Origin of the sequence: Prochlorococcus marinus str. MIT 9313, from assembly GCF_000011485.1 — a bacterium.
Classification (GTDB): Bacteria; Cyanobacteriota; Cyanobacteriia; order PCC-6307; family Cyanobiaceae; genus Prochlorococcus; species Prochlorococcus marinus_D.
Genome location: NC_005071.1, coordinates 1,654,830 through 1,681,319 on the forward strand (window position 1 = coordinate 1,654,830; position 26,490 = coordinate 1,681,319).

Annotated in this window: 26 protein-coding genes; 16 read left to right on the plus strand and 10 right to left on the minus strand. The window is 46.0% G+C overall.

Going from position 1 to position 26,490, the window contains the following annotated elements; translation table 11 throughout:
• Window positions 1-206 precede the first annotated feature (206 nt).
• Entirely contained in the window at window positions 207-320 is a 114-nt protein-coding gene (locus AKG35_RS13795; protein ID WP_080502867.1) for a chlorophyll a/b-binding protein, read from the plus strand.
• A 1,239-nt stretch (window positions 321-1,559) separates the two neighbouring features.
• Window positions 1,560-1,829: a hypothetical protein gene (locus AKG35_RS08310; protein ID WP_011130926.1), complete on the plus strand. Its 270-nt coding sequence runs from the start codon at window positions 1,560-1,562 to the stop codon at window positions 1,827-1,829.
• A 323-nt stretch (window positions 1,830-2,152) separates the two neighbouring features.
• Here the strand turns inward: AKG35_RS08310 and AKG35_RS08315 are convergent, their stop codons facing one another.
• Complete coding sequence (locus AKG35_RS08315; RefSeq protein WP_041385181.1) at window positions 2,153-2,437, minus strand: hypothetical protein; 285 nt, start codon at window positions 2,435-2,437, stop codon at window positions 2,153-2,155.
• A gap of 1,220 nt (window positions 2,438-3,657) precedes the next feature.
• Here AKG35_RS08315 and AKG35_RS08325 point away from each other — a divergent pair.
• The gene (locus AKG35_RS08325) at window positions 3,658-4,122 is read left to right on the plus strand and encodes a cupin domain-containing protein (RefSeq protein ID WP_011130927.1); all 465 of its coding nucleotides are present in this window, start codon (window positions 3,658-3,660) and stop codon (window positions 4,120-4,122) included.
• A 223-nt stretch (window positions 4,123-4,345) separates the two neighbouring features.
• A complete protein-coding gene (locus tag AKG35_RS12995; RefSeq protein WP_063434826.1) occupies window positions 4,346-4,534 on the plus strand; it encodes a hypothetical protein in 189 nt (62 codons plus the stop codon).
• A gap of 48 nt (window positions 4,535-4,582) precedes the next feature.
• On the opposite strand, the gene AKG35_RS08330 is transcribed toward AKG35_RS12995, so the two are convergent.
• Window positions 4,583-4,897 carry a hypothetical protein gene (locus AKG35_RS08330; RefSeq protein ID WP_011130928.1) on the minus strand — a complete coding sequence of 105 codons (315 nt, stop codon included), beginning with the start codon at window positions 4,895-4,897 and terminating at the stop codon, window positions 4,583-4,585.
• Between the two features lie 367 nt (window positions 4,898-5,264).
• Here AKG35_RS08330 and AKG35_RS08335 point away from each other — a divergent pair, with 367 nt between their 5' ends.
• Window positions 5,265-5,549 (plus strand): hypothetical protein, encoded by a 285-nt coding sequence (locus AKG35_RS08335; protein ID WP_011130929.1) that lies wholly within the window; start codon window positions 5,265-5,267, stop codon window positions 5,547-5,549.
• Between the two features lie 23 nt (window positions 5,550-5,572).
• On the opposite strand, the gene AKG35_RS08340 is transcribed toward AKG35_RS08335, so the two are convergent.
• Window positions 5,573-5,923 (minus strand): hypothetical protein, encoded by a 351-nt coding sequence (locus AKG35_RS08340; protein ID WP_011130930.1) that lies wholly within the window; start codon window positions 5,921-5,923, stop codon window positions 5,573-5,575.
• A 304-nt stretch (window positions 5,924-6,227) separates the two neighbouring features.
• Between AKG35_RS08340 and AKG35_RS08345 the strand changes: the two genes are divergently transcribed.
• The 4 genes from AKG35_RS08345 (at window position 6,228) to AKG35_RS08360 (ending at window position 11,708) form a co-directional block, all read left to right on the plus strand.
• Complete coding sequence (locus tag AKG35_RS08345; protein ID WP_041384596.1) at window positions 6,228-6,464, plus strand: hypothetical protein; 237 nt, start codon at window positions 6,228-6,230, stop codon at window positions 6,462-6,464.
• A 274-nt stretch (window positions 6,465-6,738) separates the two neighbouring features.
• Window positions 6,739-8,037, plus strand: coding sequence for a cytochrome P450 (locus AKG35_RS08350; RefSeq protein WP_011130932.1), 1,299 nt, complete (start codon window positions 6,739-6,741; stop codon window positions 8,035-8,037).
• A 396-nt stretch (window positions 8,038-8,433) separates the two neighbouring features.
• A complete protein-coding gene (locus AKG35_RS08355) occupies window positions 8,434-8,661 on the plus strand; it encodes a hypothetical protein (RefSeq protein ID WP_041384598.1) in 228 nt (75 codons plus the stop codon).
• A 2,720-nt stretch (window positions 8,662-11,381) separates the two neighbouring features.
• Window positions 11,382-11,708, plus strand: coding sequence for a DUF805 domain-containing protein (locus tag AKG35_RS08360; protein ID WP_011130934.1), 327 nt, complete (start codon window positions 11,382-11,384; stop codon window positions 11,706-11,708).
• 1,662 nt (window positions 11,709-13,370) lie between these two features.
• On the opposite strand, the gene AKG35_RS08365 is transcribed toward AKG35_RS08360, so the two are convergent.
• Window positions 13,371-13,619, minus strand: coding sequence for a hypothetical protein (locus AKG35_RS08365; RefSeq protein WP_011130935.1), 249 nt, complete (start codon window positions 13,617-13,619; stop codon window positions 13,371-13,373).
• A gap of 84 nt (window positions 13,620-13,703) precedes the next feature.
• A complete protein-coding gene (locus AKG35_RS08370; protein WP_157859865.1) occupies window positions 13,704-14,561 on the minus strand; it encodes an acid phosphatase in 858 nt (285 codons plus the stop codon).
• Between the two features lie 433 nt (window positions 14,562-14,994).
• Between AKG35_RS08370 and AKG35_RS08375 the strand changes: the two genes are divergently transcribed.
• The 5 genes from AKG35_RS08375 to AKG35_RS08400 all read left to right on the plus strand — a co-directional run bounded on the left by AKG35_RS08375 (window position 14,995) and on the right by AKG35_RS08400 (window position 19,968).
• Window positions 14,995-15,852, plus strand: coding sequence for an iron-containing redox enzyme family protein (locus AKG35_RS08375; RefSeq protein WP_041384600.1), 858 nt, complete (start codon window positions 14,995-14,997; stop codon window positions 15,850-15,852).
• A gap of 314 nt (window positions 15,853-16,166) precedes the next feature.
• Window positions 16,167-16,517 (plus strand): SCP2 sterol-binding domain-containing protein, encoded by a 351-nt coding sequence (locus tag AKG35_RS08385; protein WP_162009616.1) that lies wholly within the window; start codon window positions 16,167-16,169, stop codon window positions 16,515-16,517.
• A 124-nt stretch (window positions 16,518-16,641) separates the two neighbouring features.
• Entirely contained in the window at window positions 16,642-17,586 is a 945-nt protein-coding gene (locus tag AKG35_RS08390) for an ABC exporter membrane fusion protein (protein ID WP_041384602.1), read from the plus strand.
• Between the two features lie 110 nt (window positions 17,587-17,696).
• On the plus strand, window positions 17,697-18,782 hold the full coding sequence (locus AKG35_RS08395) for an FtsX-like permease family protein (RefSeq protein WP_041384604.1): 1,086 nt from the start codon (window positions 17,697-17,699) through the stop codon (window positions 18,780-18,782).
• A gap of 10 nt (window positions 18,783-18,792) precedes the next feature.
• Entirely contained in the window at window positions 18,793-19,968 is a 1,176-nt protein-coding gene (locus AKG35_RS08400) for an FtsX-like permease family protein (RefSeq protein WP_011130942.1), read from the plus strand.
• Window positions 19,969-20,863: 895 nt separating this feature from the next.
• On the opposite strand, the gene AKG35_RS08405 is transcribed toward AKG35_RS08400, so the two are convergent.
• A complete protein-coding gene (locus tag AKG35_RS08405) occupies window positions 20,864-21,544 on the minus strand; it encodes an ABC transporter ATP-binding protein (RefSeq protein ID WP_011130943.1) in 681 nt (226 codons plus the stop codon).
• A gap of 63 nt (window positions 21,545-21,607) precedes the next feature.
• Complete coding sequence (locus AKG35_RS08410; RefSeq protein WP_011130944.1) at window positions 21,608-22,372, minus strand: hypothetical protein; 765 nt, start codon at window positions 22,370-22,372, stop codon at window positions 21,608-21,610.
• A gap of 449 nt (window positions 22,373-22,821) precedes the next feature.
• Here AKG35_RS08410 and AKG35_RS13705 point away from each other — a divergent pair, with 449 nt between their 5' ends.
• Together AKG35_RS13705 and AKG35_RS08415 are read left to right on the plus strand one after the other, a co-directional pair.
• Window positions 22,822-23,067 (plus strand): hypothetical protein, encoded by a 246-nt coding sequence (locus AKG35_RS13705; RefSeq protein WP_162009602.1) that lies wholly within the window; start codon window positions 22,822-22,824, stop codon window positions 23,065-23,067.
• 78 nt (window positions 23,068-23,145) lie between these two features.
• The gene (locus AKG35_RS08415; protein ID WP_011130945.1) at window positions 23,146-24,270 is read left to right on the plus strand and encodes a THUMP domain-containing class I SAM-dependent RNA methyltransferase; all 1,125 of its coding nucleotides are present in this window, start codon (window positions 23,146-23,148) and stop codon (window positions 24,268-24,270) included.
• Window positions 24,271-24,842: 572 nt separating this feature from the next.
• On the opposite strand, the gene AKG35_RS08420 is transcribed toward AKG35_RS08415, so the two are convergent.
• The 3 genes from AKG35_RS08420 to AKG35_RS08430 form a co-directional block, all read right to left on the minus strand.
• Complete coding sequence (locus tag AKG35_RS08420; RefSeq protein ID WP_157859867.1) at window positions 24,843-25,106, minus strand: hypothetical protein; 264 nt, start codon at window positions 25,104-25,106, stop codon at window positions 24,843-24,845.
• A 372-nt stretch (window positions 25,107-25,478) separates the two neighbouring features.
• Window positions 25,479-25,865, minus strand: coding sequence for a phage holin family protein (locus tag AKG35_RS08425; RefSeq protein ID WP_011130947.1), 387 nt, complete (start codon window positions 25,863-25,865; stop codon window positions 25,479-25,481).
• Entirely contained in the window at window positions 25,865-26,329 is a 465-nt protein-coding gene (locus AKG35_RS08430; RefSeq protein ID WP_011130948.1) for a hypothetical protein, read from the minus strand. Before AKG35_RS08430 ends, AKG35_RS08425 begins: the two co-directional genes overlap by 1 nt.
• Between the last annotated feature and the right edge of the window lie 161 nt (window positions 26,330-26,490).

The window sequence follows — 26,490 nt, forward strand, 5'->3', positions numbered from 1 at the left end:
GGTTGCAAGCCAGATCTAGCTCAAGCATATTGGTGTTGGATACTTTTAATGCATTACTGATCTAGATCAACTACCGATCAAACTAGTTGTCCAGTGTATTGACCTATTGACCCAGATTGAGAGACCTGTCTTTATTTAATAGAGATAAGCCGCAGCCTTTCTGCACCGACGGCTCTTCTCTTTGATCGTTAGGAGGGTTTTCCATCATGACTTTCGCCCGATTGAGCCAAGTCGAGATCTTGCACGGGAGATTTGCAATGGCGAGCCTCGCATCACTTGTGGTGATTGAAATCATCAAGTTGCAATTGACCTCATCCTAGCAATGCTCGCTGAGTTGTTTTAGCGCTGTCCCATCTGGCCAAGAGAACCAAGTCCAAACCATGCGTTGATCAAGCGATAAGTGAATGTGACTGGATTGATGAGGAGTGAATCAACATGAGCACAACTAACTCTAAGGGTTTAAACGCATACCAAATCCACACAATGAGTATCACTGTTAGGACTGATTGGTGGATCTAATCACCTTAGACAGAAGTGCCGCACTAGAATATTCAGCAACACTTTCGATTGAGCAGCTACCAGATGCTCTGGCTGAGCTGGGCGATTGGCCTTTTAACTGGCTTTGCGCTCGCATTCATCCTCAACTGGGCAGTATGACTCCACAGCTTGTAGCCCTCTACCGCCTCCAAGTTCAATCAAACTCTTTGCAAATTTGCAGATACTTGCCAACGCACTTATAAAGAAGAGGAGCAACGAGAAACTCAGATTCGAGATAGGCTAGTAGACCTTTGCAATATTTCACTCAATGCATGTGAAAAAAAGCCAAGTTGCTAGAAGGCATGAATCATGGTGTTGATCTTCCAAATTAGTGTTCAGCTCTTGCAAGCACTTCATCGCACAACTAAATTAGTAGAGCAATCTATCCTCATTCAGATTTTGAATCCAATTTAAATGAGTGGTTAACAAAAGTAGCGGCCATTTCAATTCACATTTGAGCCACTTGCAAAGTCATGGCATAAGACAAAAGCTGCCTCTATGCATAAAAAAACCGACCCACTCTAGAAGGGGGGGGGTCGGTTTTTAATGTCGATGAGTGATTAAGCGAAGCTTCTGAGGATTGGCACCTGGGGCCATTTGTCCAGGTGTGTGGCTGTCAAAACTCCTTTAAGGGCACCTAGGACGATGCAGAGGAGGATCGACTGGCTTGACGCACAAATAAACTTTGTCGCACCAGACGATTAGCCCGCGATTTTTTTGAGACTGTTGGAGCAGGGGCCAGAAGTCAGCTTGCTTCTGCTGCGTACTCAGGTGGCGTGTCGTCCAATTAGGCGCCTCCGTGTTCGATGTACATAGTGTGGCCTTGTCAGCCATTGATGGCAATCAGTCTTAATGCTGATTGCAGGCAGCTCTGATCCGGAGCAAAATTAAATTTTTGAGCTTTTAAGCACTGGTTGATCTCTAGATCAGCATCAATCGCTATGAGAACCAACCTCTGAGCAAAGAGGTTCCTCTTAAAAACGGCCATTCCCTTAATCTCTTTTCTTGATCTAGAGGAAGAGATGCCGAGGAAGCGCCGCAAACTCAGCAAGGACATGGAAGCCGAGATCGCAGCGGCTCAAAGAAAGGTGGAGCTGGTCATGGCAATGATCTACGACATCGCCGATGAAGAGACACAAGGTGAATATTTATCCGGCTTTGAGCAGATCAACGCCGCAGCCTCTCACCTTTCAGAGAGCTATGTCTTGAAGGGCTTCTGCGAGGAGACAGAGGGGACCCTGGCCCTCTACAAGGGGCTACTGGAGCGTTTTGAGCAGGAATATGAGCTCTAGCCCTTTTCCACTTCACCTAAAGGTAACTGCGCAGGTCAACCAAGCTGACGCAGCTGCTCACTACTGACGTTCTGAGATTGATAGAACTTCATCCCATAAAACTTTAAAACTGAATTCTGATGGGGAATGATCCATTCCCTAAGACATGGACAATGCAAAGAAATAGAAGCAAAAAGAACACCTTTGCAGCAAGCAGGTGACATTTAAAGGCAGAAAAAGCTTAATTAATATTTTTTACTCCTCAAAGTTCGCACGACCGGCAATGGCCACAAAGCCAGTTAAATTTTTGCATGCACATTAAAAATAAGACATCGTAAAAGGATTCAACTAAGCCAAGAACAAATATCTACAGGAGAAGACACCGCTGCCATTTTCGATAAAGGACGCTTGAGCTCAGGGCGTTGCTCGTCTTGAATGAACACAAATACCATCAACAGCAAGGGTGCAATGAATGCTGCAGCGGCTACTAACCCAATGATCTGAGTCGGCCTAATGAGTGGCACCTTGACTAAAGGGTCTCCACATTGGCCGCAGACCATCACACCATCCGCACGTTGCTGATGAATCTGGTAGCGACTCGAACAGAAAGGGCAGTGGTATCTACTCATCTGAATCTGAATCAACTCGAACCTGAAACTCAATGCCCACGCATACGCCAATCGCAATGAGCAAAAGCCCTAACCAGACATTGAAAGGGGGGAAAGCCAAGGCTTTTCTCTACGAGGCTAAGTCGCACCATACCTCCTACACCCAATTCTCCTAGCAGCCTCGCCCTTAGAAACTATGAAAAAGAAGTTTTTGCTGGAATGATGCTCTGAAGCGGCCGAGTGTGACTCCGGCAAGATCTCCTCCGTAGAAGATGAGAAAAGAATCCGCCATTTGAAGTCATCCAACTGGAGTATATCATCAACCCTGTGTGAGACTTGCATAACTTATGATCTTGTCCATCAAGCGTGAAAAGGAGTCCTGAGCAACTTGTTAGCCTCTAGTGACTAACTAATCTTATCCAGCCTGACTTGAGCAGTTCAAGGAAATAAAAATCAATCCATAACTGAGTACATCAATGTTTCTTTTGCAATTTTCACATACAAATCTATTAACTATTAATCCATAGGCTTTATGGATCAAATAATAAAAAGCTAACCATGCAATCTCTGACTATATATATTAAGAAGTAGTACTAAAAGCTTAAAGCATTTTAGTCGATTTTCAAGATGCGGCTCTTACTGTAGATAAGACAAAGATGATGTCTTCTAATAGTCAGTCGTGGGCTGCCGTCTCTTCATCGGTTCATAAAATTCCTTTCTTTGGCTTATCCTTAAATGGTTGGGCGCCAATATTGGGCGGTACGTTTTTACTCTTCTCAGACACAACTGCGGTTCCCATACCTCCCATTACTCCTTTGACCCAATTAATGAATCTTGCCAAGGGCGACTCCGCATCGCGCTTTTGATCAGTCATCATAAATTTCCGACTGTTCAAATGCTACACGATCACCCTTGCCAATGCAAAACCTTCTGAAGGATTCCTTATTCATATCATTACTGAATTCTGAAGGTGCATCTTTACCGCTATTCATCACAAAAGTTCTCGTGAGCAAGTTCTCTTCAGCAAATTCTTCTCATCATTATCAATCAAGGCTACGGCAAAGGTCCCTAACATCAAACTGATTCCCTAAGCATGAATTTCCTTCACCACACAGGCCAACACCCTCATTATTATTTAGACAAGTGAAATGACTGACGCAAAGAAATAAAAACGCCCACACCTCCTCCCACCAAGAACACTCTGACTACTCTGAGGGCATGCAAAAAATCTCTCGGATCCATTGAAAGACAGCAGCATCTTGAGACTCATTGAGCAATTCCAGTTATCCCCACATCCCGAGGGAGGCTGGTACCGGGAAGTCATCCGAAGTGATCTGACAGTAAAACGAAGTGATGGTCATCAACGCAATGCCATCACAGGGATCTTTTTTCTCTTAGGCAAGGATGATAAAAGTTGTTGGCATTGCGTTGATGGTGCAGATGAAATCTGGATTCACCTTCAGGGAGCACCGCTCTCTCTTTGGCGACTAGATCCAATTAGCAATGAAATCGTCAGATTGACTCTGGATGCAGCACAGCCAATGCAAATGATCCCCGCAGGATGTTGGCAAGCTGCTTGCAGCCAAGGTGCCTATACCTTGGTGAGCTGCTGTGTTGGTCCAGGTTTTGACTTCGAAGACTTCAAGATGCTTCGCAACATCCCCAAGCAATGCTGGCCAGAGAAAGCCCTTCGTGAGCTGATTTGATGCCGCCGTATTCACCTAAGCGCCGATGCCTGAAGGCTAAAAATTAAGCGGTAATGCCACTTATGGGCGTCTCTCTAGCACCTCCAAGGTTTGCGTGTTGGAAGCGCAGCTGAAGGTTTACCACCGCCACATCACCCAGCATTTAAAAATTGGATAAGCGCAAAGCCAATCTATGAGGCAGAGTTGCTTGATCTTTAAGCATCTCTAACCGCACAGCTATTCCGTGACAAAAAAGCCTTGGTTTACCGCAAACATCCATGCCCCAGGAACAGGACTAGCATTGGCCCTGCTCGCCCTAACCCAGGTTCCAGTTGCCACTGAGGCAATTCTCAGGGTTTACTGCATTATTGAGATGCACAGTTACAAGCAATACGATCTCCCCAGGGCGACTCGCTTTTGCAACGGTGGCTAAAGGTTCGGGATCCCCTTGTTCCATTCCACCATTGTTGCCTAGGGGAAACTATGTGGAGCTCTTGCGCTCTTTAAGAAGGGCTTCTGGAGTGAACGACCACTCGGGCTGCTGAGCTTTGAATGTTTTGGCCTTGAATCCGAATGTGATGCCATTGATGTTGACCAGCCCTTTGAACTCATAGAAGTTTTTCTGAGCACTAACGATGAGGTACTTGTTGTCCCTGCAAGGTGCTCTGCCTTGTTCGTCTCTCACTCTTGTAACTTCAGCATCTTCTCCAAATTCTTGCTCAGCGCAGTAGGTGATGAACTTCGTGGTTGGCGTAGGGTCCATCAGCAAACTGTAGCCACATGCTGTGTCTGTCATTCAAGCTTTATGTTCAACACCACGCAATCGGAATAGGAGGGTTCACGACGAGCCCTTCAGGTGTTGCAGAAAAGCTAGATAACTTCCAAGAAAAATTGACAACCCCGAAGGATGAGTTGAACATAAATAACTGCAATAAATGTGAACCGCCATCGACCAAGAGCTTAATACTAAACTTTATCGAAGTCAGCATTGAGCACCAATAATAAATGGTTTCGAGAGTTTTGAAATACTGAGATTAGTCACCACAATCTGCAAAACAATCCTCAATCCCTGAGCCTTTCAATACCTCCCACCCAACCACTTCATCATCAAGGCTTAAACTAATAATTATTATCTCAGATGCCATTATCACTGGGGAGCCTGAATGCAAGTTAATGTCATTAGACAGTCACTTAAATGGAAAGGCATCTCGATCACAAGCCAGAAGCTTAATCGCAAACATAACTCACTATTAATATCAATACAGGCATACCCAATCGGATGCCACAGGAAGCAAGAAGAACAAACAAAAGCCAAAGGCCCTGCCCTGCTTGACCCCAAGGCCTCATCAGCCCGTTCAATTCAAGACAAAGAAGCCTGGCAAAAGGGAACAATCAGCAATGATGATGATGATGATGAAGTTAAAGAACCTGAAAATTGGCTTCAATAAACAATCTCCCCAATCACTCGTCCTCATTGTGATCGGTTGGCATTAGCAATATGAAAATCCAAGCACTGATCATTAAGGCCATAATTGTTTCTACTACGCCGGGTGACACCTCTGGCAATTGATCCATCGCCCCAATTCTCCATTAGTATATCTAAAGCCAAAATCTTTTCAGCGAAAACGTATAAATCTCTAAAGACTATTAACGTTGCAGAGGTTTTGCTAGAAGCCCTATAACCACACTCCAATCCTTTGCTTATGTCTTTGAGGCTTGGCCTGTTAGAGCGAGCTTCTTGCGTTGAATCGAGCCTGACATCCAGCCAAAGCACCATTGATATATGTGTCTTAAGGCTAATCAGCTTCTCTGGAGACAACACCAGGTGAAAACTACCTCCTTGAGGAACTGGTTGCCAGAGGTGACCAAATCAACTATCCAAACAGAAATCTAGCTATCGATAAAAACAAATAATATGAGGCATAGATACAGTTGAAAACTAGTAGTTGATGCCTAGCAATGGATCAACACTATGAGGTGAGGAGATTTGTTAAAAGTTGAGTCTTGCGATGCCGTCTAAGCCTCCATGCTGATTAAAAAGCCCATGAGTGTGGTTATTACTGCCTTCTGTATCCCATATTGAAGCCATTGATCTTCATAGGCTATTTGCAGACATTTGCTTATCCATGACTGAAGAGACCACGACCAAAAAGGACTGCATCAGCAAAAAGAGCTCAATGCTTGCTTATGGCGTCATTCAGATCACCGCCACCGTTGTCTCCGCAATCTCCCTTGCTGCAATTGCTCTGGGTGTTTGCTCCATCAAACAAGAAAGCAAGGTATTCAACGGCTGCGTAGAGGAAACCATCGCCACAGGCAGGAGCAATGCTGAGGCAGTTCGCTTCTGCAATGGAGGCAACTGAAAAGAAGCAGTTATTCCTCCTGCGCCTCTAATCCAACCTGGTTCCATTTGAATGAGGAGTCTGAGGACGCAGACACCCTGAGAATGAGTCCTGCACTTGAGAGCAGCCAAAGCGGGTGCCCTTCTTCATGCCAAGGGTTTGCTGTGTTTTGCATTGGGACGAGTGATTTAGCAATAGAAACGTATTAAGCCCCTTATTTCCTTCAGGGTGTTTCGTCAATTCTTCAAGGTTTGCTCTATCGCCCCATTAGCTTTGCTGTTGGATAGAAAATGTCATGGCGAGTTCTGATGATGCCAAGCTTCGCCCTCTTCCCAATACAGCGGCCCTGAGTGGGGTACTTGAAGCGTTTGCATTTTTTCGCGATCCAGCCTTTGCACAGAAGCGCTTTGAGCGTCACGGGAATGTTTTTGAAACATCACTGCTCGGACAGCCAATGGTGTTCATTCAGGGCGGGCAAGCGATTCGTGATCTGCTCGCTCAACCCAACGCAGTAGAAGGTTGGTGGCCAGAGAGTGTGCGGCAGCTGTTGGGCAGCCATTCGCTGGCTAACCGCAACGGAGCCTCCCATCGAGCACGCCGAAGAGTGATAGGCCAACTGTTCTCGGCCTCAGCACTACAACGCTACAGCGCTGGCATCATCAGCATGGTTCAAGATCTTGCCGACGAACTACAAGCTGCAAAAACAGCTCTGCCTCTCGCAGAGAGAATGCGTCGTTTCGCTTTCTCGGTGATCGCCACGACGGTTCTCGGATTGGAGGGTACTGATCGCGATGAGTTGTTCGTTGATTTCGAGATCTGGACCAGAGCCCTCTTCTCAATACCGATAGCTCTTCCAGGTAGCTCCTTTGCCAAAGCGCTTAAGGCACGGGAACGGTTGTTGAGGAGGCTTCAGAAAGTGCTTTTAAAAGCATCCAATGGCAACGGTGGTCTTGATCTGCTTGCGGGAGGTCTCGATGAAGCAGGTATTCCTTTAACGGACGAAGACATGGTAGAGCAGCTTCTGCTTCTTCTGTTCGCAGGCTACGAGACCACGGCTTCTTCGCTCAGCTGTCTGATGCGGGAGCTCCTTCTCAACCCGCAAGTGGAAACCTGGCTGCGAGAGGAAATCAATGGAGTTGACTGGCCTCCAGCACCCGAGCAGGCCACCACTGCCTACGACCAGGTAAACGCACCAAAACTGGACGCTGTCGTTTCTGAGGTCATGCGACTCACGCCAGCGGTGGGAGGGTTTTTTCGCCGCACGAAATGCGCCTTGGTAATCGACGGTGTGGAGGTGCCAAAAAACCGTGTGGTACAGGTTGCTCTGGCAGCTTCTAACCGTCATGGTGCTGGCGATCTGGAAGCCTTTCGTCCCCAGCGCCACCTAGAGGATGGCTGTTCAGCAACCCTGCTGCCTTTTGGGGGGGGAGAGCGAGTATGCCTAGGCAAACCACTAGCGGAACTTGAAATACGTTTGATGGTGGTCGGCTTGTTTCACCAGTTGCGACTTCACTTGATCCCTGATCAAGACCTCACTCTGCAAATGCTGCCTAGCCCTACACCCCGAGATGGCCTGCTAACGAAAGTGCTGTAAAAAACTCCAAAGTTGTTCTTGGTTTTGCTGCTGCTTTGCTGAAGATAGTTAAATCCATCAAAACTGAGCAAAAAACTTATGCAACCAACAACCTTGCTTCTTATGCTCTGGGAAAGTGCTGAGCAATCATATGCTCAGCAAGAAAAAAGAGAGCGTTGGCAAGCTCTTTATCAATGGATTGGGTGCCATCACTGCTACATATAAGCCCTTAGGAGGCATTGCCGATCGGAAGCACTTCAAGACTTTGTAGCAATCGAGGATTGGCAGTCAAAAAGCCAAAACTGCTGCTGGGGATTAATTTAGATCAGGAGAAAGCACTGATCTGTTTAAGTTCAGATCAAATTATGGGGAAGACTGGCAGAACGTTGCCACACTGGCATAAGAAACCTCCCTGCGATGACCGAAGAAAAACGAAAATCCTCTGCTGGTCTCTTTATCCCAGCCTTGACAGGTCTCGCCGGGATGGCGATCGGATTTCTATTCGCGCCAACAATCAACTACTGGGGATTAGTTCTCAAGCACGGGCCAATCCTTACAAAAATCTCCGAAAAATGCACAGAAGAAGTGAGATTCAAGGAGATTTGGATTGGTCCCCCATACCAGCCAATTAAAAAGCGTCAATAATAACTTCCCATGAGCCTTATCAATGGCGACCTAAGTCATCACAAGAAAATAACGACTAGGGGCTCAACAATTCTTTCCTGCACATCAATCAATACTGTAGACAAATCACCTATAATCAAAGATTAAGTCAAATACTCAACATCAAGCTGTTTATTCCAATCTTTCTTGGCCCACTTAAACTTTGATTTATGCGCCTTGGAATACCAAAAGCAAAACTAAGTTGTCTCTGTGTTTTGAGATCGATTGCAGCAATTGATATCAGTTAGTGGCAGCAGCTTCATTAATAGGATATCAAGAAATTGCTGCAAGTAGAGATCAAAAGCCCCGCGATTATGCAGGTCTTTTCTGATTTGCTTTCTCTCCCTCAGGCAGTGATCACTTTTTGTTTTCATCCTTCACCGCTAGCGATGGGTCATCTTGAAGTCTTTGAATAAGCAGTATCCTATTTCAATCGCGTCGCTGAGTTTGATCACAGTTTTAGAAACATCCTTTCACCCTTATCCAGAAGCAAAAACCCATGTATTAATGCGAGCAGCAAGGGCATCCACATTTTATACGTTTGGCCAGAATTACCATCATCACAAGATGATCCACTCTCTCAAATTAACTTATCCTTCCAAATACTTTCTGCCTTAAGAAGTGGAGCAGTTGGCAGCACATCGTTGTCACCTAGGCATACTGGCGAGGCAAATCCTGATAAGGGAATAAAATTAATTGTCGCGCCTCTTGCAGAAGCTGTCGGCAGACCACCTAAGTCTGACAGGGCCGCCGTTGCCCCTAATCTGGCTGCGTTGAGCTAGCTCCAAAGCACTCTTGATTCGCAGGCGATTGATCATGCCTGGTTTTATCTCTATACAATCAAACAGCATTCGAATCGGCCATAGATTCCGATTTAATTAAGATCGCAGCAAAGATCAGTTCTGGAGTGTCAAAGTTCGTCAAGGCTGTCGAGAAGGTCAAGAGCAAGTTCAAGCAGTGGGTCTCCCGACCTCTCCCTATCCTCAGTCACTCTGATCTGCAACCCTATCTGCCCTTGATCACTCCAAGAGCTACTCCAGTGAACATGCCACCTGTTGAGGGATCATGGGCTTGCTAATGGCTGATCTACTTCTGGAACGCCGTGTTCGCCTGTTGGCTATGGACCAGCAAGGGATAACAGCGACGGTTATGTGTGAAATTCATTACTAGGGAGACAGCATTTAGAAAGCGCAGCAGTTGAGCAAATTCTGAGCAGCGATCAATGGAAGCGATTCTAGGCTTCTGTTCAGTTGGTGATGAAGGTTTTGCTTAAGCCACCATCAGCGGGGTTTTCACAACTTTACGACTGATCAATCCCAATCACAAGAAGCCCAACTCACGCCGCCAGACTGCGAAATCGATTGAAGTTAAGGCTTGTGGTTAGAAGCAATGATGACGCAAAGCCATCGTTGCTACATGCTCCATCATCCATCTACCAGATCTGATCTTACGTTGCACACGGCTGAGATTATGCAATGGAAAAAATTTTTGCATAGCTAAAGCTCTGGATCCGTAATGCTTCTTGCTCTGTTTACAAATTCTCTTAGCCACGACTGCTGTAGAGAATTAAGCTATACTTTGTGATCTTGACTTTTTCAGCCACTATTCAAAATTATATGGTCAGCAAGCAATTCCCAACACAAGATTTCAACCAATGAATACCAACAGAGCCAAGTTCCCAAAGAGAATAAGCAAAGGCTTTATCTCATTGACTACCTATCAAAAATGGGTTGTTATTTTACTCGGATTCCTTGTCTTGTCTCAGATTCCAACAGCAGTCAATCAAGCCGTAGGAACATTTTCAGGCATTAGATGTCGTCACGCCTTTGTGCGTGGTCGTATACCAGCCAGGTAAAGTCAGCTCTGCAAAGAAAGCTAATTCAAGGAATTAGCTTAAGATCGACAAACTATATACTAACAAGTTTAGGCAGTGCCAACATCCCTTAAACAGCGTATCTCTTCCTTGCTGACACCCTCAAGGACAGAAAACTGATTAACTGAGTATCATGTCAATAAATTGCAATCTTTTGTCGATGGAAGAAGCTTTCATCAACCCCCTGACATCAAAATAAAAACCTAAGGTATTTAAGAGTTTTTGCTGCTTCTCGGAAGCCTGGATTTAAATCGGGTTAGCATTGAACAAAGACAAGGCAAACCTTTACTGCACGCCTTTGAGCGATTAAGTAATATTTATTGCAATAGTTTAATTGCAAACTTGGTACCCTCAGACACAAATAGGTCTGCGAGGTTTACCGCTAACGGCACCGCCAGCTAGCCTCAATCTATTTCTCAGAAAGATTATATCGATATGGATTGAGGCCTTCTAAGCTAATCAAGGCTATAGCAGCCTTGATGGCTACTATAAAGTTATTACTTACAGATTTTCGTTCTACTGTTAGCGTCAGACTATGTCTGCACTACAATCACACGCATAGACAGCAATCTCAGGACGAGCTATATATTCATCAAATGCTCTAGGTAGTAACCTGTTTCATCATACTAAGCAAAATGAAAATCCATTCATTCATTGCCCGCTTCTAAACAGGCTTCTTTCTTAACTGCGGATTTTTATTCCATGAAAACGTAAAGGACCAGAGTCTAATAAAGGTAAATAATTTTATAAAAAGTTTTTTAATCAGTCGGTGCATCAGTGATTGGAGAGTCTAAGGACCTACAATTGATTCATATTTTGACTTTGGATAGTGTCCGTTTTCGATCTCTACAGCACGTTCTGGACTCAGGGTTTTGACTTCAAGGGTCGAACCAAGCGTATTGACTACTGGACCATTGTTCTCGTCAATGTTCTGCTCGGCCTTGTTCTCAACCAGCTGCAAGGCGGGTTTTACTCGATTTACGCGCTTTTTGCTGTTGCAAGCATCATTCCTGGCGTTGCTATGCAGGTTCGTCGAATACGCGATACCGGCCGTCAGTGGCAATGGATTTTCATCGCTTTAATTCCCTTCATTGGAGCCTTATGGCTGCTTTGGATTGTGATCGGCCCTTCAGCTGAGAGTTCGCAAGAGGGATAAATCAAGGATAAAGCTTGGTCAATGGATCCTCAAAGGCCTTATTTTTAAACTTGGTGGAAATAGTTCATTGTAGCAAAATCCTATCTTCAAATCTTTACCTTTAAGTAGCTGCTAGCTCCAGAATTTCATCCAGCCAGGCCTGCAACTCCTATCCTGAAGGTTGAGCTTACTTGAGCATATTTATTTTGAAATCTTGCTTATGGTCTTTGGCAATATTAACTACATGATCAGCACTTATGTTTACTATTGATTGCTATTAAATTAAAGCCCCATCTTCAACTCTGACATAGGGCACGTGCTTGAGATGCACCTGAGTAGCTATAGCGATACACCCTTGACACCGGATGCAAAGTCAGACCTCTATTCAAAGGTGAGTGCTGAAACTACAAAAGTGAACTGAAACCAGATTCCCTCATTGAGGTGATGCGTTCTCAATCCTCACCAAGCGTCGCTTGAGTGCTATAGATGCATGGGCTACACCTGGCAACAGATCGCTACCGCTGTTCAGCCAATCAGGCGAGGAGGTGGGCTATCGCTTGATGGATTGCCAACTGTTTGCGGGGCCCGAGAAATAGGGCCCCTAAGCCACCTCATCCGGGAATCCCGCCCAGGTCCCCTCGAGCCCAAGGGGGTTGTAGTGGCTTTATTCAGGTCTAGATCCGGATGCTTGGGGAGTCATTGGTGCTAACCAGACAGTTCTCTTACTCCCTATGCAAAAAGGCCTGGCGCCATTGTTCGTCGGGCTCAGCGCTGTAGATGCAAGGGCAAAAAGAAACCCCGCCAAAGGCAGGGTTTCAAGACTTCTCTTTGGGCGTGTTTCCTTGTTTCCACTCCGAGGAGAAGTCCTCCTCACAAACGAACCATAACGATCGCAACTGTCACTGTGCCAGTTGACCGTGTCAGTTCCACAGCCGTCACTAGCTGTTCGCTTGGGGTTGCTCTATTGACGACTATTCAGCTCAAGTCACGAATTCCACTGAGTTAGTGGTCCAACTTCACTGCGCTTTTCCTTTGTCAAAGCCTGCTCAGCTTTGTGCATTGCAACGAGGGAAGCCTCAATACGGCGCAACTCTGCCTCTCGTATGGCTGTGTTCTTATCCAAAGTGAAAATACTTTTTGGAGTGCATGTAGCAACCTGCGGTTAGCGCTCTCAACTTGAGAACAATACAGAGTTCTTTAGGGGCGACCATGAGCATGGATGCTTATCCATTTCCAGCAAGCAGCCAAAACACTGGACTAATTGAAAACTGGCTGATACAGATGAGCATTTATCCCTGCTGACGCCTTGTTCCTGCTTGCTTAGGCCTCGATCAGGAGTCCGAGGACGTAGAAACCCTGACAAGCTGTCCTGGACTTGAGGGCATCCAACGCGGGTGCCCTTCTTAATGCCAGTGTTTTCTCTGCTTAACAAAAGCTAAGCATATCTTTGATCAGTCTGTGTTCGAACTCATCGATGGCATTGAGCCAGGACACTGCTTTCTTAAAAAGGTTGAGACAACTTATGGATAGCGCTGAAGGATGAAAACAAAAAGTCATCACCGCCCCAGGGCCAGAAAGCAAATAAGAAAAGCACCGCTCTAAGGCTGGGCTTCACTGGCCAACAAGGGCAGCACATGATCACCCTTCTGTTGGCCATTCCTGGGGATACCGATAGGAGGGGTCTTAACACTGAGGAATTTGAGAGTCTTCTTCTGATCTTTCGACTGTGGGATCCCTATAGCAACGCTCTTCAATGATCGGCTTGATCCCTTCCTCCAGCTCTCTTAAAAGCTCTTCTCTAAAGCTGTCGATATTTTCCAGTGTGGGATGCACAAACCCCGCCTCTTTTGCATCCCAAAACAGCGCCTGAATCGTTCGATGAAAGAGGGGGTGTCTCAGAGGCATGAAGTCAATTGCAAGAGAGCGCCCCACAAGAGAAACATCAACTCAGCGAGTAATCCCTGGCCATTCATCCAGGGGAAGAGAGCGGGCTGGAAGCTGGACGCTCAATATGGGCTAACGCATGGTGTCCTGGGCCAGCGCTGCAGCCTCAACGCTGCAATCACGATTTGGTTGCAATCCCCTTGAACGAGCTTCTGAAACCTCAGCTTTCGCAGCTGCGAAGTCAGAACGAAAGTCAGCATTGGCATGAAGCAGCGCTACAGAGGCTGCGCCCATCAGTTGACCGTTGACCACATCGCTATACCAGTGCACATTGCACAGATGGCGGCTCTCCCCGAAGGCCAGTCCTCGGGCAAGAATTTGGTCACGGCGCTCTGGAACCATTTCACTCAGGATCAGAGCCCAGGCCCAGCCAATCGCAGTGTGACCTGATGGATAGGAGGGATCTTTCGTCAGCTCTGCGGTGTCTTGAGGTGAGCAGATCATCTTCTTATTCACTAAGAAAGGTCTGCGGCGGTTGTAGTTATTCTTGGCTGCATAAGTGGACAAGCCCGCATCAGTAAGGCTCCGGCGTAAAAGCATGTAGAGCCTCGGCGTTGCTTCTTCACTAATGGTGATACCTATTGCGCAGGAAAAGGTGCCGGCTGCCCCAGGAAAATTCAAATCAGCATCAGTAGCAGCAAGATTCCAGCGGGGTGTCCCAGGGAGCGAGAAGCTTCTCTGAGAGATTGTGTTGTCTAGAGCGTGATCAGAATTGCCTAGCGTTGGCGGTGCAGGCAGCAACTGCAAGCTATCCGGCCGATCCTCCTTGTTTAAATATCCCTGAAGTAGACCATGCCCAATTTCAGGCACATCGGCACTCGCGATGAGACATTCCCGATATGGCTGAGGCCCAGCGACTGCAATAGTCGGGAAACTAGTGCCGATGAAAGCCATCCCAAGGCTAAGAAATGTCGCAGGGGCTAATTGCATGATTTTGTTCATTCCTTACAACAATGACTCAATGAGGGGCCAGTGAGATCAATGTCAGGAGAAGTCTTGAGCTAGAGCGGGACATCTATGACAAAGCCAGATCTACAACTTAGATAGAGTCTCCTGACTTGTCAGATTGGTTCGGGGATGTCGTACAAGCCCCGGAACAAAGAACACGGAATCGAGCATGGAGGCAAGTATCAGCCCAAACTTGCAGATCCAAAGAGTATTGATGGCTTCCGTCTTCGCGTCACTGATCGTAAGAAGTGGTTGTTTGTAGAGACTAAGAGCACCTATGCAATCCCACCCCCTCGAAGCAGAGACCGTGAGAAAGATCAGATACTGCTGTGCTTCAGATCACTGATAGTTAGCTTGATTCAGGGAATTATTGATTCGGAGCCCAATTGCTCCACCAACAAAAGACCTTTTAAAAATGACCACTACAACAATCATTCCTACAAAAAAGTTCACTATTTCCGAACATCTCGCCTCAAGACCACAGGAAACACTACAGCGTCTTGCTCTGCAGGAAAAATCGATTAGCTCTGCGACTGATGCAAGGCTTCAAAAGGAGGCCAGTGATCTGAATGATTATGAGGAAAATCATTGCACAGAGTTCACAAAGTGTATTCTCAACCACATGTTGGGATTGCATTCTGAGTTCAATGATTATGTGTCTGCAGAGCTTTTTGCCGGCAGAGTTAACACAAAAGGTTATTCTTCTTATTTGAAGCAGGCGTGGTACCACACAAGCTTTACTCCTACTTTTGAAAAACTATTTGGAGAGCGTTTGTGCGATTACATTAGAAGCAATCAAGGGGGCTCGTTTGAGAAGGGGAATAAGTTTCTAATGCTGGTTGAAAAAGATATTGATGAAGAAGAAGGCCACGAGCTGTGGGCCTTGCGAGACCTAAGTGATCTTGGGGTCAATCATGTTGATCCCTACACTGATGTGTTGCCAGAGACCAAAGCATTGGTTTCTAGTCAGTTTGACCGGTTGAGCCGTCTGGAATTCAAAGGATTTCTTGGTTACTCATTTTATCTTGAATACTGGGTCGCAAAATATTCTGCAATGCAATTACAGTTGATGGAGGAATATGGAATTGGCGGGACTTCCAAAAGGTTCATCCATAATCATTCAGTTGTTGATCAAGGACACGCAAAAGACAATCTTGAGCTTTTGAACTACTTGATCACCTCTGAGGATGATTGCAAGCAAGTCATTGAACATATGGATGTTGCGCATGCACTCTACTTCGGAATGGCCAAGCAAGCTTTCTCCATCCGTTAATCCAAGAATCGGGAGCAAGTTCAAATGAATAAGCATGATCTAATGCTTGTATCTGAATTCGAACAAATGATGCGCAATCCAGTTAAGCCAAAAGCCATTACTTTTCTTACTGTAAGCGTAAGCATTATTGCCCTTGGAGTCCTAATCATTCTTAGGCCTTCTGACTCACTGAATTTGATCACAGCCGCCCTCTGTGGCGGCCTGATCGGCTCAGCAGTGGAACGAGGCGTTTATCTTCACATCTTCAGGCTGAACCGCAGAATCTCATCGTTGAAAAATTGACTTACCACCGATCTAATGCCATGCAAAACACCATGACTGAATCCAAAATTCATGAAGTGATGGAGACCTTGGAGAAACAGTTTGAGCCATCACTCGCCTCCGAAGTGCCTTTTGGGGCCTACCAGGTACAACTCACTGATCAGGATGCAATTTGGCACATATTGATTGAACCTGGATCATGCAAAGCCATGCATGGATCACATCCGCATCCAATCATTATTAGCTATATGAGTTTAGAAACACTGGTTGAATTGAATACCGGTAGATTAAGTGAGATGAAAGCATGGATTACTGGTCGCCTTAGGTTTGAGGGGAATCTACGTGTTGCTCTGAGTTATACAAAAGCTTTTAAGAAGATCTCCATGGGTTTATCAAATGTCTAATTCCAAGCGATTAGTAATCTTGTCAGGCCTTGGTTGCTGTCTAACCATGACTCTGGGAACTGCTCTATGGAGTTTCCAGTCAATAAATAGTTCCAAGGCTAGTGAATCAGCAACCGATTCATTAATGACTTTTCCGAGTCGCATCACTGCAATGGGCAGGATGGAGCCACAGAACAATTTGATTAGGGTCGCTCCACCATCCTCCCGAGGTCGTAGTCGCATTAAAACCCTTCATATAGCCGAGGGTGATTTTGTTAAGCGTGGGCAGCTGATCGCTGAGTTCGATGTTGTTGACGAGCGTCGTTCAAACTTGGTGGTCGCAGAACAAAATCTTGCGATTACAAAGAGGCGTTATGAAGTTAGCAAAGGTGAATCACAAGCTAGTCGTATCAAACTGCGACGCTTGGAGTATGAGCTAACAAAGGCTGAAAGAGATTTAGGCCGATACAGGAATCTTTATAATAATGGTGCTTTCTCATTAAGTGATCTTGATGCAGTAAAACTCGTTAGGGATAAGGCCCGTGAGATGCTTGAGGAACACAAGGCCTCTTTTGAGCGCATTGATGGTCAGCAGGTAGGAACCTCGTTACTTAAAGAAGGCGTCAGTGAAGCCAATATCAAACTTGTTGCCGCTGAGGTCAGCAAAGCACGTCATTATTTGGAGCAGGCAATGGTTCGTGCTCCTCAGGATGGTTATATTCTCAAGCTTTTAAAGCACGTCGGAGAAGAAGTAGATCAACGCGGTCTTCTTTTGATGGGTGACACATCAAAGATGGTTACTGTTGCTGAGGTTTACGAAAATGATGTCAAACATATTAAAGAGGGTCAAAAAGCTTTGATCAGCAGCAAGGCATTAAGTTCTCCTGCGAGAGGAACAGTTATTTCCGTAGGATCCCTGGTGTATAAAAACGACATTATTGGTGATGATCCAACCGCTGACGTTGATACCCGAGTCTTTGAAGTACGCATTCTCATGGATGCATCAGATGAACTCAAAAAGATGTCACGATTGCAAGTGAATGTTGAGATACAAAGCTCCCCTACTGAAATCGCTTCCTCATATAAATGAAACTCAGAGTATTCCACCCCAACACATGGGTCCGAGGGGCTAATGATTTGGGAACGACACCATTTGTTCTTCAACATCTACGACACCAGCGTAAAAGGAGCATTAGTGCTGTGAGTGGGATTACTTTTGCCTGTATTTTGATTTTCCTGCAATTAGGATTCTTGGATGCAGTTCTGATGACAGCTACACATCTTTATAGTCGTCTAGACTTTGATTTAGTGATCAGCAGCAGAGATGCATTGGAATCAACAATGCCTTACACATTCAACCGTGTCCAAATTGATCGATTACGAGCTATTGATGGCGTTGCAAGGGTTGCACCTTTAGATATTGGCTATAAACAGTGGAAAAATCCAATCAATGGAAGAAATCGTGCTTTGTTGGTGCTTGGTATTGACCCCGACAACAATCTGACGCAGTTTGATTCACTTAGTGGCGATCTTTCGTTGTTGAATCATCCTGAAACGATTTTTGTCGACACCAAAAGTCGGAATGACTACGGTTTTAAGTTCTTCTTGAATCATTCAGACCATTGGGCACAGGTCGGTAATCGACGAGAGAAAGTTTCTGGCAGCTTTGAGCTGGGTCCATCTCTCCGTTATGACGGTAGTATCTTGACTGGAGGTCAAAATTTTCGCCGAATCTTCGGTAGTTACAGCACTGATATCACTAGTGTTGGCCTCTTGAAATTGCAGCCTAATAGCAATATCCATATGATCAAAGAAAAGATCGAATCTATTTTGCCAGATAAGCTTTTGATTCTAACAAAAGATCAAGTGATTGAGCGCGATAAACGTTACTGGCTTGTTTCTACATCGATTGGATATGTTTTTGGGATAGGAGCATGCATGGGACTTCTTGTTGGAATCGTGATTGTTGGTCAGATCATGAACGCTGATGTTTCTACCCACCTGAGTATTTACGCAACACTATTGGCCATTGGCTACCCAAAACTGCGCGTTATGTCGCTAATTATCCGATTAGGTCTTGTTGTTAGCGTACTTGCAATTCTACCTTCATTGGCTGGCGCTAAGGTTCTTTATTCACTCACCAATCTTGCCACTGGCTTGCCGATGCAGTTGACACTCCAGCGTGTCATCACTGTTTCACTGCTTTCACTGATCATGGGGGGAGGATCTGCATATCTTTCGGCTCGACGTGTGATGCGCGCCGATCCCGCGTTACTCTTCAGCTGAGATTATCGCTATGCACAAGATTCCCTTCGCCTGGCTTAATGTCACGAGTGATCGTCAGAAGCTTATTTTTTCAATGCTGGCTATCAGCTTTGCAGTTTTCTTGATGCTAATTCAAATTGGGTTCAAGCAAGCCCTAGTAGATAGCAATACAGCATTTTTACGACTACTTGATTATGATCTTGTTATGATTAGTAAGCGCCGTTATACATCTTTTATTGAGCAAACCTTTCCACGTAGCACACTCATTTCGACACGTGGTGTCGATGGTGTGCTGGATAGTTGTCCCCTCTATCAGACCACAAGTATTTGGAAGCCTATAGGTCAAGCGCTAAGACGCCCAATCCGTGTTTATGCAGTTTCCACGCATTGCCGTGCCAATCCGTTCAGGTCTGCAGGAATTGATCCAAAATTGCTGCAACAGGATTACAGCGTTATTGCTGATCAACTCTCACGACCAGAATATGGAAGTCTTAAGCCTGGTGTTGAGGCTGAATTAGATCGGCGAAGGATACGGATCATTGACGAGTTTCAATTAGGTGCCGACTTTAGTACTGACGGAACTTTGATTATTAGTGATGCCACTTTTTTGCGTTTGTTTTCAGAGCAACCTACTGGAATCGAGGGGAACCCGCGACAAACATTAGATGAAGTTGATTTTGGATTAATCCAACTCAAGAAGGGCGGTGATTTGAATCATGTCAAAAAAATGATCAGCCAGAGATTAGCAAAAGATGTTATTATCCTCACTAAAAATGAGATGATATCAAACGAAGCAAGCTATTGGAATAATGCCACTCCAATAGGCTTTCTTTTTAATCTCGGCACCATCATGGGCTTTGCTGTTGGTGTGTTGATTGTTCGTAACCTTCTCACAACAGAGTTGGAAGTTAATGCAAGCCAATATGCCACTCTTAAGGCAATCGGTCATAGCAATCGAGTACTGCAGAAGTATGTTGTCCAACAAGGCCTTTTGCTTTGTTGTTTAGGCCTGCCAGGCGGAGTTCTCTTAAGTCATGTTGTTTACGATCAAGTTTCCAGGGCTACTGGTCTCAACATGCGTCTGAATATCCATGTGGTGATGGTTGTCGGTCTCTTGACTCTTGCTATTGGCGCTATTTCGGGAGTCTTGGCTGCCAAGAAGTTAGTTCAGATAGACCCTGTCAATATTTTAGAAACTCAAGGCTAGTCTATTGGGTCAGCCAGACAAATCGCATCACAATCACTCTCTCTATGCCCTTTTATTTCCTTGTAAGCATCCATTTTTGGCTTTAATTCTTTGCTGAGTATTGAGGTCGCAATTCTTGATAGATCATGATTTTTTTCGTTACCGCATTGCACAAGTCCTCTTTCTAACTGCTTGAACTTGCTACTAATGCTCTTCGCATAGCCATCTCTGGTTTTAAAGTCAGTAGTATGGAATCAACTAACTCCTTTAATAGATAATCTCTTGATCGCCTTCATAGATTGCTACATCCGACCAGATAGAGCTTGATCTGAATTCTGCCAATCGCTTCAGGTCTCAACCCATTGCCTGCTCCGGACTTTAGTCGCTTTTACCTCTTGACATATTTTTAATTGCCTTTTGGCGTATACTTAATTCTAAGCTTCGTCTCCAGTGATCTTTATCTAAAGATTGATTAGGAATATTGATTATACACTCTTATTCGATGTTATCTAGTAGATGCCTAATCGCTTACTATCATGACATAGATGTTGATCAAACAAGCATTACTAGTTGCTTGTTAACTGTCAATATGATTTTGAGTTTGCAATAGAGATTCAGTCTATTTATGCGTATTAGGCTCCGTTGCTAATTGCCAGTCTTCGCCTCGCTCATTGAGACTACAAATTCATTGTTACATTTTCGATTGAAGGCATTTCCCTCGCCGAGATGTCTCACCTTCTCTCTGCACAGGTCATACGGAAGTGTCATTATATTTTGTCAATACCTGCTGTTGTCATATTCTTTGGTGGCATTCAATGACTTCCTTTGGCCTTGATCTTCCATCCTCGCTTTCGTCTCGTTCTTTTATATTTTTAGGGCTATCTCTTCAAATAATGGTCTTGTAGTGCCCAATCATTCACCGGACTAGGATTTCGCCTTCTTCCATGTGAATTACACGGTCAGCCAGTGCATACATTTTTTCATCATGCGTGACCATGAGGATTGCTCGTTCTCCTGACTGAACAAGTTGCCGAAACAATTTGACAACCTCACCAGATGCTGCGCGATCTAGTGCCGCTGTGGGTTCATCCGCAAGAATAAGTCTTGGCTTATTGACTAATGCCCTGGCAATGGCAACTCGTTGCCGCTGGCCACCTGATAGTTCTGCTGGTTTGTGATTAATTCGATGTTCAAGGCCAAGTCGTTCCAGGATCTGGATTGATTTTTTCTGGATGATTCTGTTGGGTGTTGGAAAGAGTTCTCCCGCCATTTGTACATTTTGGCAAGCAGTGAGTGATGGAAAGAGATTATGCGACTGGAAGATAAATCCGATCTGAGCCCGCAATTTTGAAAGCTCAGTCAGCGATAAATCTGCTAGCGGAAACCCCAGAATGGAAGCAGCTCCTTCTTGTAGCGTGCGAAGACAGCCCAGAATGGTTAGCAATGTGCTTTTCCCAGATCCTGAAGGACCAGTCAATATGACTATTTCACCTGCATGCAAGCTAAAGCTGATGTCCTTGAGGACAATTTTCTTGGTTTCTTCTTGACCGTAATAGTGTCTAAGCTGATGAGTTGATGCGACTAAACTAGTTGACATTGCCTAAATCGATTAGAGGTTTTCCCTGTCTGAGCCAGGTTGATTGGTGGTAATTTATTGGCTTCAGTTAATGGCTATAGTTGTTTTCATATTCTGCCATTGGCGTTTAAACCCAGAGTAGCTTTGATGGGTTATGCCAACTGAATTTCTGATTTGGAGTGTAATATTCAGGCTGCTTAAGTAGTAGAAGTAACTTTCGCATGCCGCGCGTGTAGCTTGATGGTGGCTGTCAAGCAGATATAGACGGGGCATGACGTTTCTGCTCCAGTATTCGTCTTTTGGCAGCGATACCTTTTTGTCTACCTCTGATGCTGTTTTCATGAAGGGCAACCCTAGAGACTCTTTGAGAATTCGGATCAGAAACTCGTGTTGTACTGTAAGTACCCAACGAATTTTGGTATGCATAGCTATGGACTGCAGTCCCATGCTGAGCATCATTAATACGGCCCTCCGCATTTCTGTAGGTGTCGCATCATCAATAGCAAGACCACAGATCTCTGCAATTTGAGTTTCGTCTTCCACTCCTGCTGCTTCACAATTACGTTCTCCAAATATCTGCTCACATGGCAATTTGTTGTTTGAATTTTTGAGAGCGCAGTTCAAATTGGCAATCGGATTCCATTCTCCATTTTTCCTCATGAATATGACGACTGCATAGGCTCCTTTGGATAGGTATGATTCAGTGTTCCAAGCTTTGTTGTACATCTTCTGCGCGACGGACTGGCCCTTCATGAACTCAGTGGAACCGGCTTTGCAGATGCAGACTGAGTAGTGCTTGAGCGTGTCGACTTTCTCCTGGTGATTCACTTCAAGATTAGAAGCTGTCATTGCTGGTTGTATAACAATGAGATCACACTATTTTCGTGGTTTCGTTCTCTCCATGATCGCGATCATGGTGCCCTGTGATCTTGCTCACAAGCACCTCTATGTTTTTCGTTCGCAGACCTGTTCGCCTTGTTCAAGCCACTTAGAGCCGGCTTGGCATTAGTCAGCTGTTCCTTTCATTTGTTCTCGCTCTGATATGCATCAAACACCAGAGCACGGACTTGGATGCAGGATTTACGCATCCCGGCTCAGTTCAGGACGCACAGCTGTAGTACAAGACGCCGCCGACGTTGAAGAACTCGCGCGGTTTGAGCTGGTCGTATTTGGAGAGCTCCGCAGATGGCGACTAACGACAGTTTGTATGAACTTTTGCGTGTAGATCGATATGAAACTTCCTGCCCTAATTCAGAAACTCCTGTAAGGGCAATAGTTAAAGGGGCCTCGCAGCCCCCATGGGTCATTTGGGTGATAAGGCTGACCTCACCCCATCTCCCTTATTAGGGTCAGGCAGCCACGAGGGCAGGCTGACGGGAGAAACGAACGATGTTGTTCGCAGTTACGGATTTGCTCTTACCGAGCAGGCTTCAGTCACCCTCCTCATACCCCGTCGAAACCATTGCAGCCCCAAGACACCTAAAAGAGGAATGGAGCTGAGCGGAATCGAACCGCTGTCCGAGACACTGGTGTGGATCACCTAGTCCGCCAAAAGGGGGACACTTCCATTCTGACAGGAATGCTGTTCTGTCGCTCAACAACCCTTGGGGTGTAAAAGCTCAATGCAAGCGATCGCCGTACTCCCCCAAGGATTAGAAGAAGAAGGCGCCAAAGAACTCAGCACTCTTGGGGCAAAAGCCGTGCGCCCACTCAGACGCGCTGCGGCGTTTGAAGCCGACATGGCCTGCTTTTATCGGCTGCATCTACAAGCGCGCCTGCCATTTCGCCTGCTCAGGGAGATTGCCCAATTCCCTTGCCAAGGGCCAAAAGAGCTCTACTCAGGTGTGCAATCAGCCTTCGACTGGGAACGCTGGCTGCATCCATCAATGAGCTTTCGTGTCGATGTCACCGGCAGCGGCCCTGGCCTCACTCACAGCCACTTCACAGCCCTGCAGGTAAAAAACGCCCTCGTTGATCTGCAACGGCAGCTATGGGGTGAGCGATCTGATATCGATCTGCAAGACCCTGCTCTCTGCTTGCATCTCCATCTCAGTCGAGATTGTGCGGTCCTGAGCTTGGACGGTTCAGCTGGCAGCCTGCACCGCAGGGGCTACCGAGCTGCAGTTGGCGCTGCGCCTCTCAAAGAAAACCTTGCCGCCGGATTGATCAAACTCAGCGGCTGGGATGGCTGCGTGCCCTTAGTTGACCCCCTGTGCGGATCAGGCACCCTGCTGATCGAGGCAGCCAGTATGAAGCTTGGCCTTGCACCAGGGATACAGCGTTCCTTTCTCATGGAAGGTTGGGCAGATTTCAATCCTCAACTCTGGAGCGAGGAACAAGCACGAGCCAAGCAACGAGAACGCAGAGATCAATCGCTGCCAGTGATCATTGGTTGCGACCGAGACCCCAGCATCACAACACAAGCAAAAACCAATGTTGCCGAGGCAGGCCTCGACCATGTTGTAGGCATTCAAACCTGTGATTTTCGCGACCTAGAACTGCCAAAACAGCCAGGAGTAATGGTCTGCAACCCTCCCTATGGCATCCGAGTTGGCCAGGATGAAGACCTAACCGCTCTCTATGAAAGCCTCGGTCAATACGCCAAGCAATACGCATCAGGTTGGCAGCTATGGCTGCTGAACGGCAATCCCAGCCTCAGCCGATCACTACAGATGAAAGCGAGTCGGCGGATTCCAGTCAGCAATGGCGGCATCGAATGCCGCTGGCTGAACTACGCCATTCGCTGAACCGCAGGGAAACTTGATCTATCAGCAGCAATCTTCGGATTCACGGCACTTTTTACCGGCTCTAATCATCCAATAATAACCACGAAGTATCAAAGAAAACATCAATCTGCAATCTGCCAAGCTCTTGCCCTAAGATAAAAGACAAGCTCAACTGGAAAGATGCTTAGCCACCTCTTAACTCCTACCAACCTAGTCATTTTTGCTGTTGCATTTACAATCAAACTCCTTGTAGCTGGCTACGTGATATTGAAAGTACGCAAAAGAATTGCATAATCACTTTCTACGATTAGAAATGATGGCGCGAGGTGATCTTAAAAACAAAGACTAGAGAACTGAAAAGCATGATTAGTTCAATCTATAGAATTAAGTCTAACTCTTTCTTTGACAGCCATCTCAGGGCTAGCTTCTGCCTATGCTTTTATTGATGGGCTTACTTCTAGATATTTATTATAACTGCTTCCATAGTTACTTAACTCACTGGAACAAGCACTTTTAATTTCATTTACTTGCAATGCATTCACTTCGCATTGAAGCTTTGCATCTTCTATTCCATATGGCTGGCTTAGCTCTAATTACTTTGATGGACAAATACCTTGTCTAAACCAAGTGTAATTAAACTTACCCACTCTAAGCAAGCCTCTGCCCTTATCTGCAACTGCTGCTCGATTAGGGCCTTTCATGTAAGCCTTGCATCTTTCCTTTTCCCATCCGAGACCTTCAAGCCAGCGAGACTGGTCATTCCCTAAATCAATCAAGTAACCCTGAGGAAGTTTTTCTATTGATCTGGCTACATAATTCTTTCCTAAAAGATCCTTGACGCATCCCAGCAAGGCCACCTTATTGCATTCAAGCAATGCTGCGTCAGCAGAGATTCCCTATGATTTATTTTTCCTTATACAGCTAATCAGGGCTGTTTCATCAGCATGCAGAGCCCCTATCCGCTAACAGGAGCTCTTCTGACAAAGTTGGTTTTTCCTTTAGCAATTAACATCATACATCAAATCTTACTGTGCTTATTCATCCATATTGAATTAAAATCCTGAAAAGTAGAAGCGGTGACTCATTGAAGACTGATTAGATCTGTTCATGATGTTTTGATTTGATGCCATCTTTGCTGATTTTCGACTCTCATACCAAGAACTCCAGTCCAAGCAAGAGAGTGCATTGCTATGCAGATGTCTCGAATGACTACTTCGCCATTCGCTGAATCACTTGCGACCGAGTACCGCCCGAGTGGTTTTCGACAAACCCTCCAACGTCTGTGGCAAATACGGTCCTTTGGCGAGCTGACCCCCCATGCGCAGACTCACTCCTGCCAAAACAACATCAAGAACTGCTATAGCCAGCAAACCCTTCATCAGGCTCCAGCCCCAAACCTGCTGCATCCAAAGCACCAAAGCCACTTCCACTGCCAACAGCGCCAGAAGCATCAACGTGCCTCCCATGGCGAGGAAAACGCCTCCACTAATCAAACGGCGTTTCTCTCGATCCACCTCCTGCAAAGCAATACGCACATGCAGATCCATGACTGAAGCAGCAATCGCCGTCACGCGCGCACCCGCTCCTGATCCGCTTGAACGTTGCTCTTCGCTCATCAGGACCGGCGCCCTCCGGCGAAAATAACTCCAATCAGTACACCGATTCCAGCAGCCATTGCAACAGCAAGCAACGGTCGCTGCCGCACAGGACGTTCAATCCGCGGCCGCAGTGTGCTGTTCAGCTCATCGAGAAGCTGCTCGAGCTGCTTCTCCAATGGCTCCAGGCTGTCGGCCAGATTCCTGGTGCGGTCACCAGCAATCTGAAACAGGTCCTCTAGCTGATCACGCACACCATGGCTAGTCAATCCCGAATGCAGTGAAATCACACGAACCATTTCGTCAAGGCTGCCTCGTGTCGCTTCCAGTGTGTCCCAAGCCAAATCTGGCCAATACTCTTGGATCGTGGGCAACAAGCTTTCAAATCGTTCACGGAACCTCAGTTCAGAGGGGTCTGCAGGACGCGAAGGATCAGTGTTGACTTGGGTCTGTTGATCGCCGGATGCGGAATTCTCTGATTCCATGAATTCCAGACGGTTGATCTCAGCCTAGTTAGGCCTTTGCGAGAGCGAAACCCCCTGTAGCTGGAATGCATTCAAGCCTGCTGCCTGAATACCAACTGCCACTGCAACCATCACCCACCTCCGAGCAGTGACATTGAACAAGCGTCATTGATTTGCAGAGG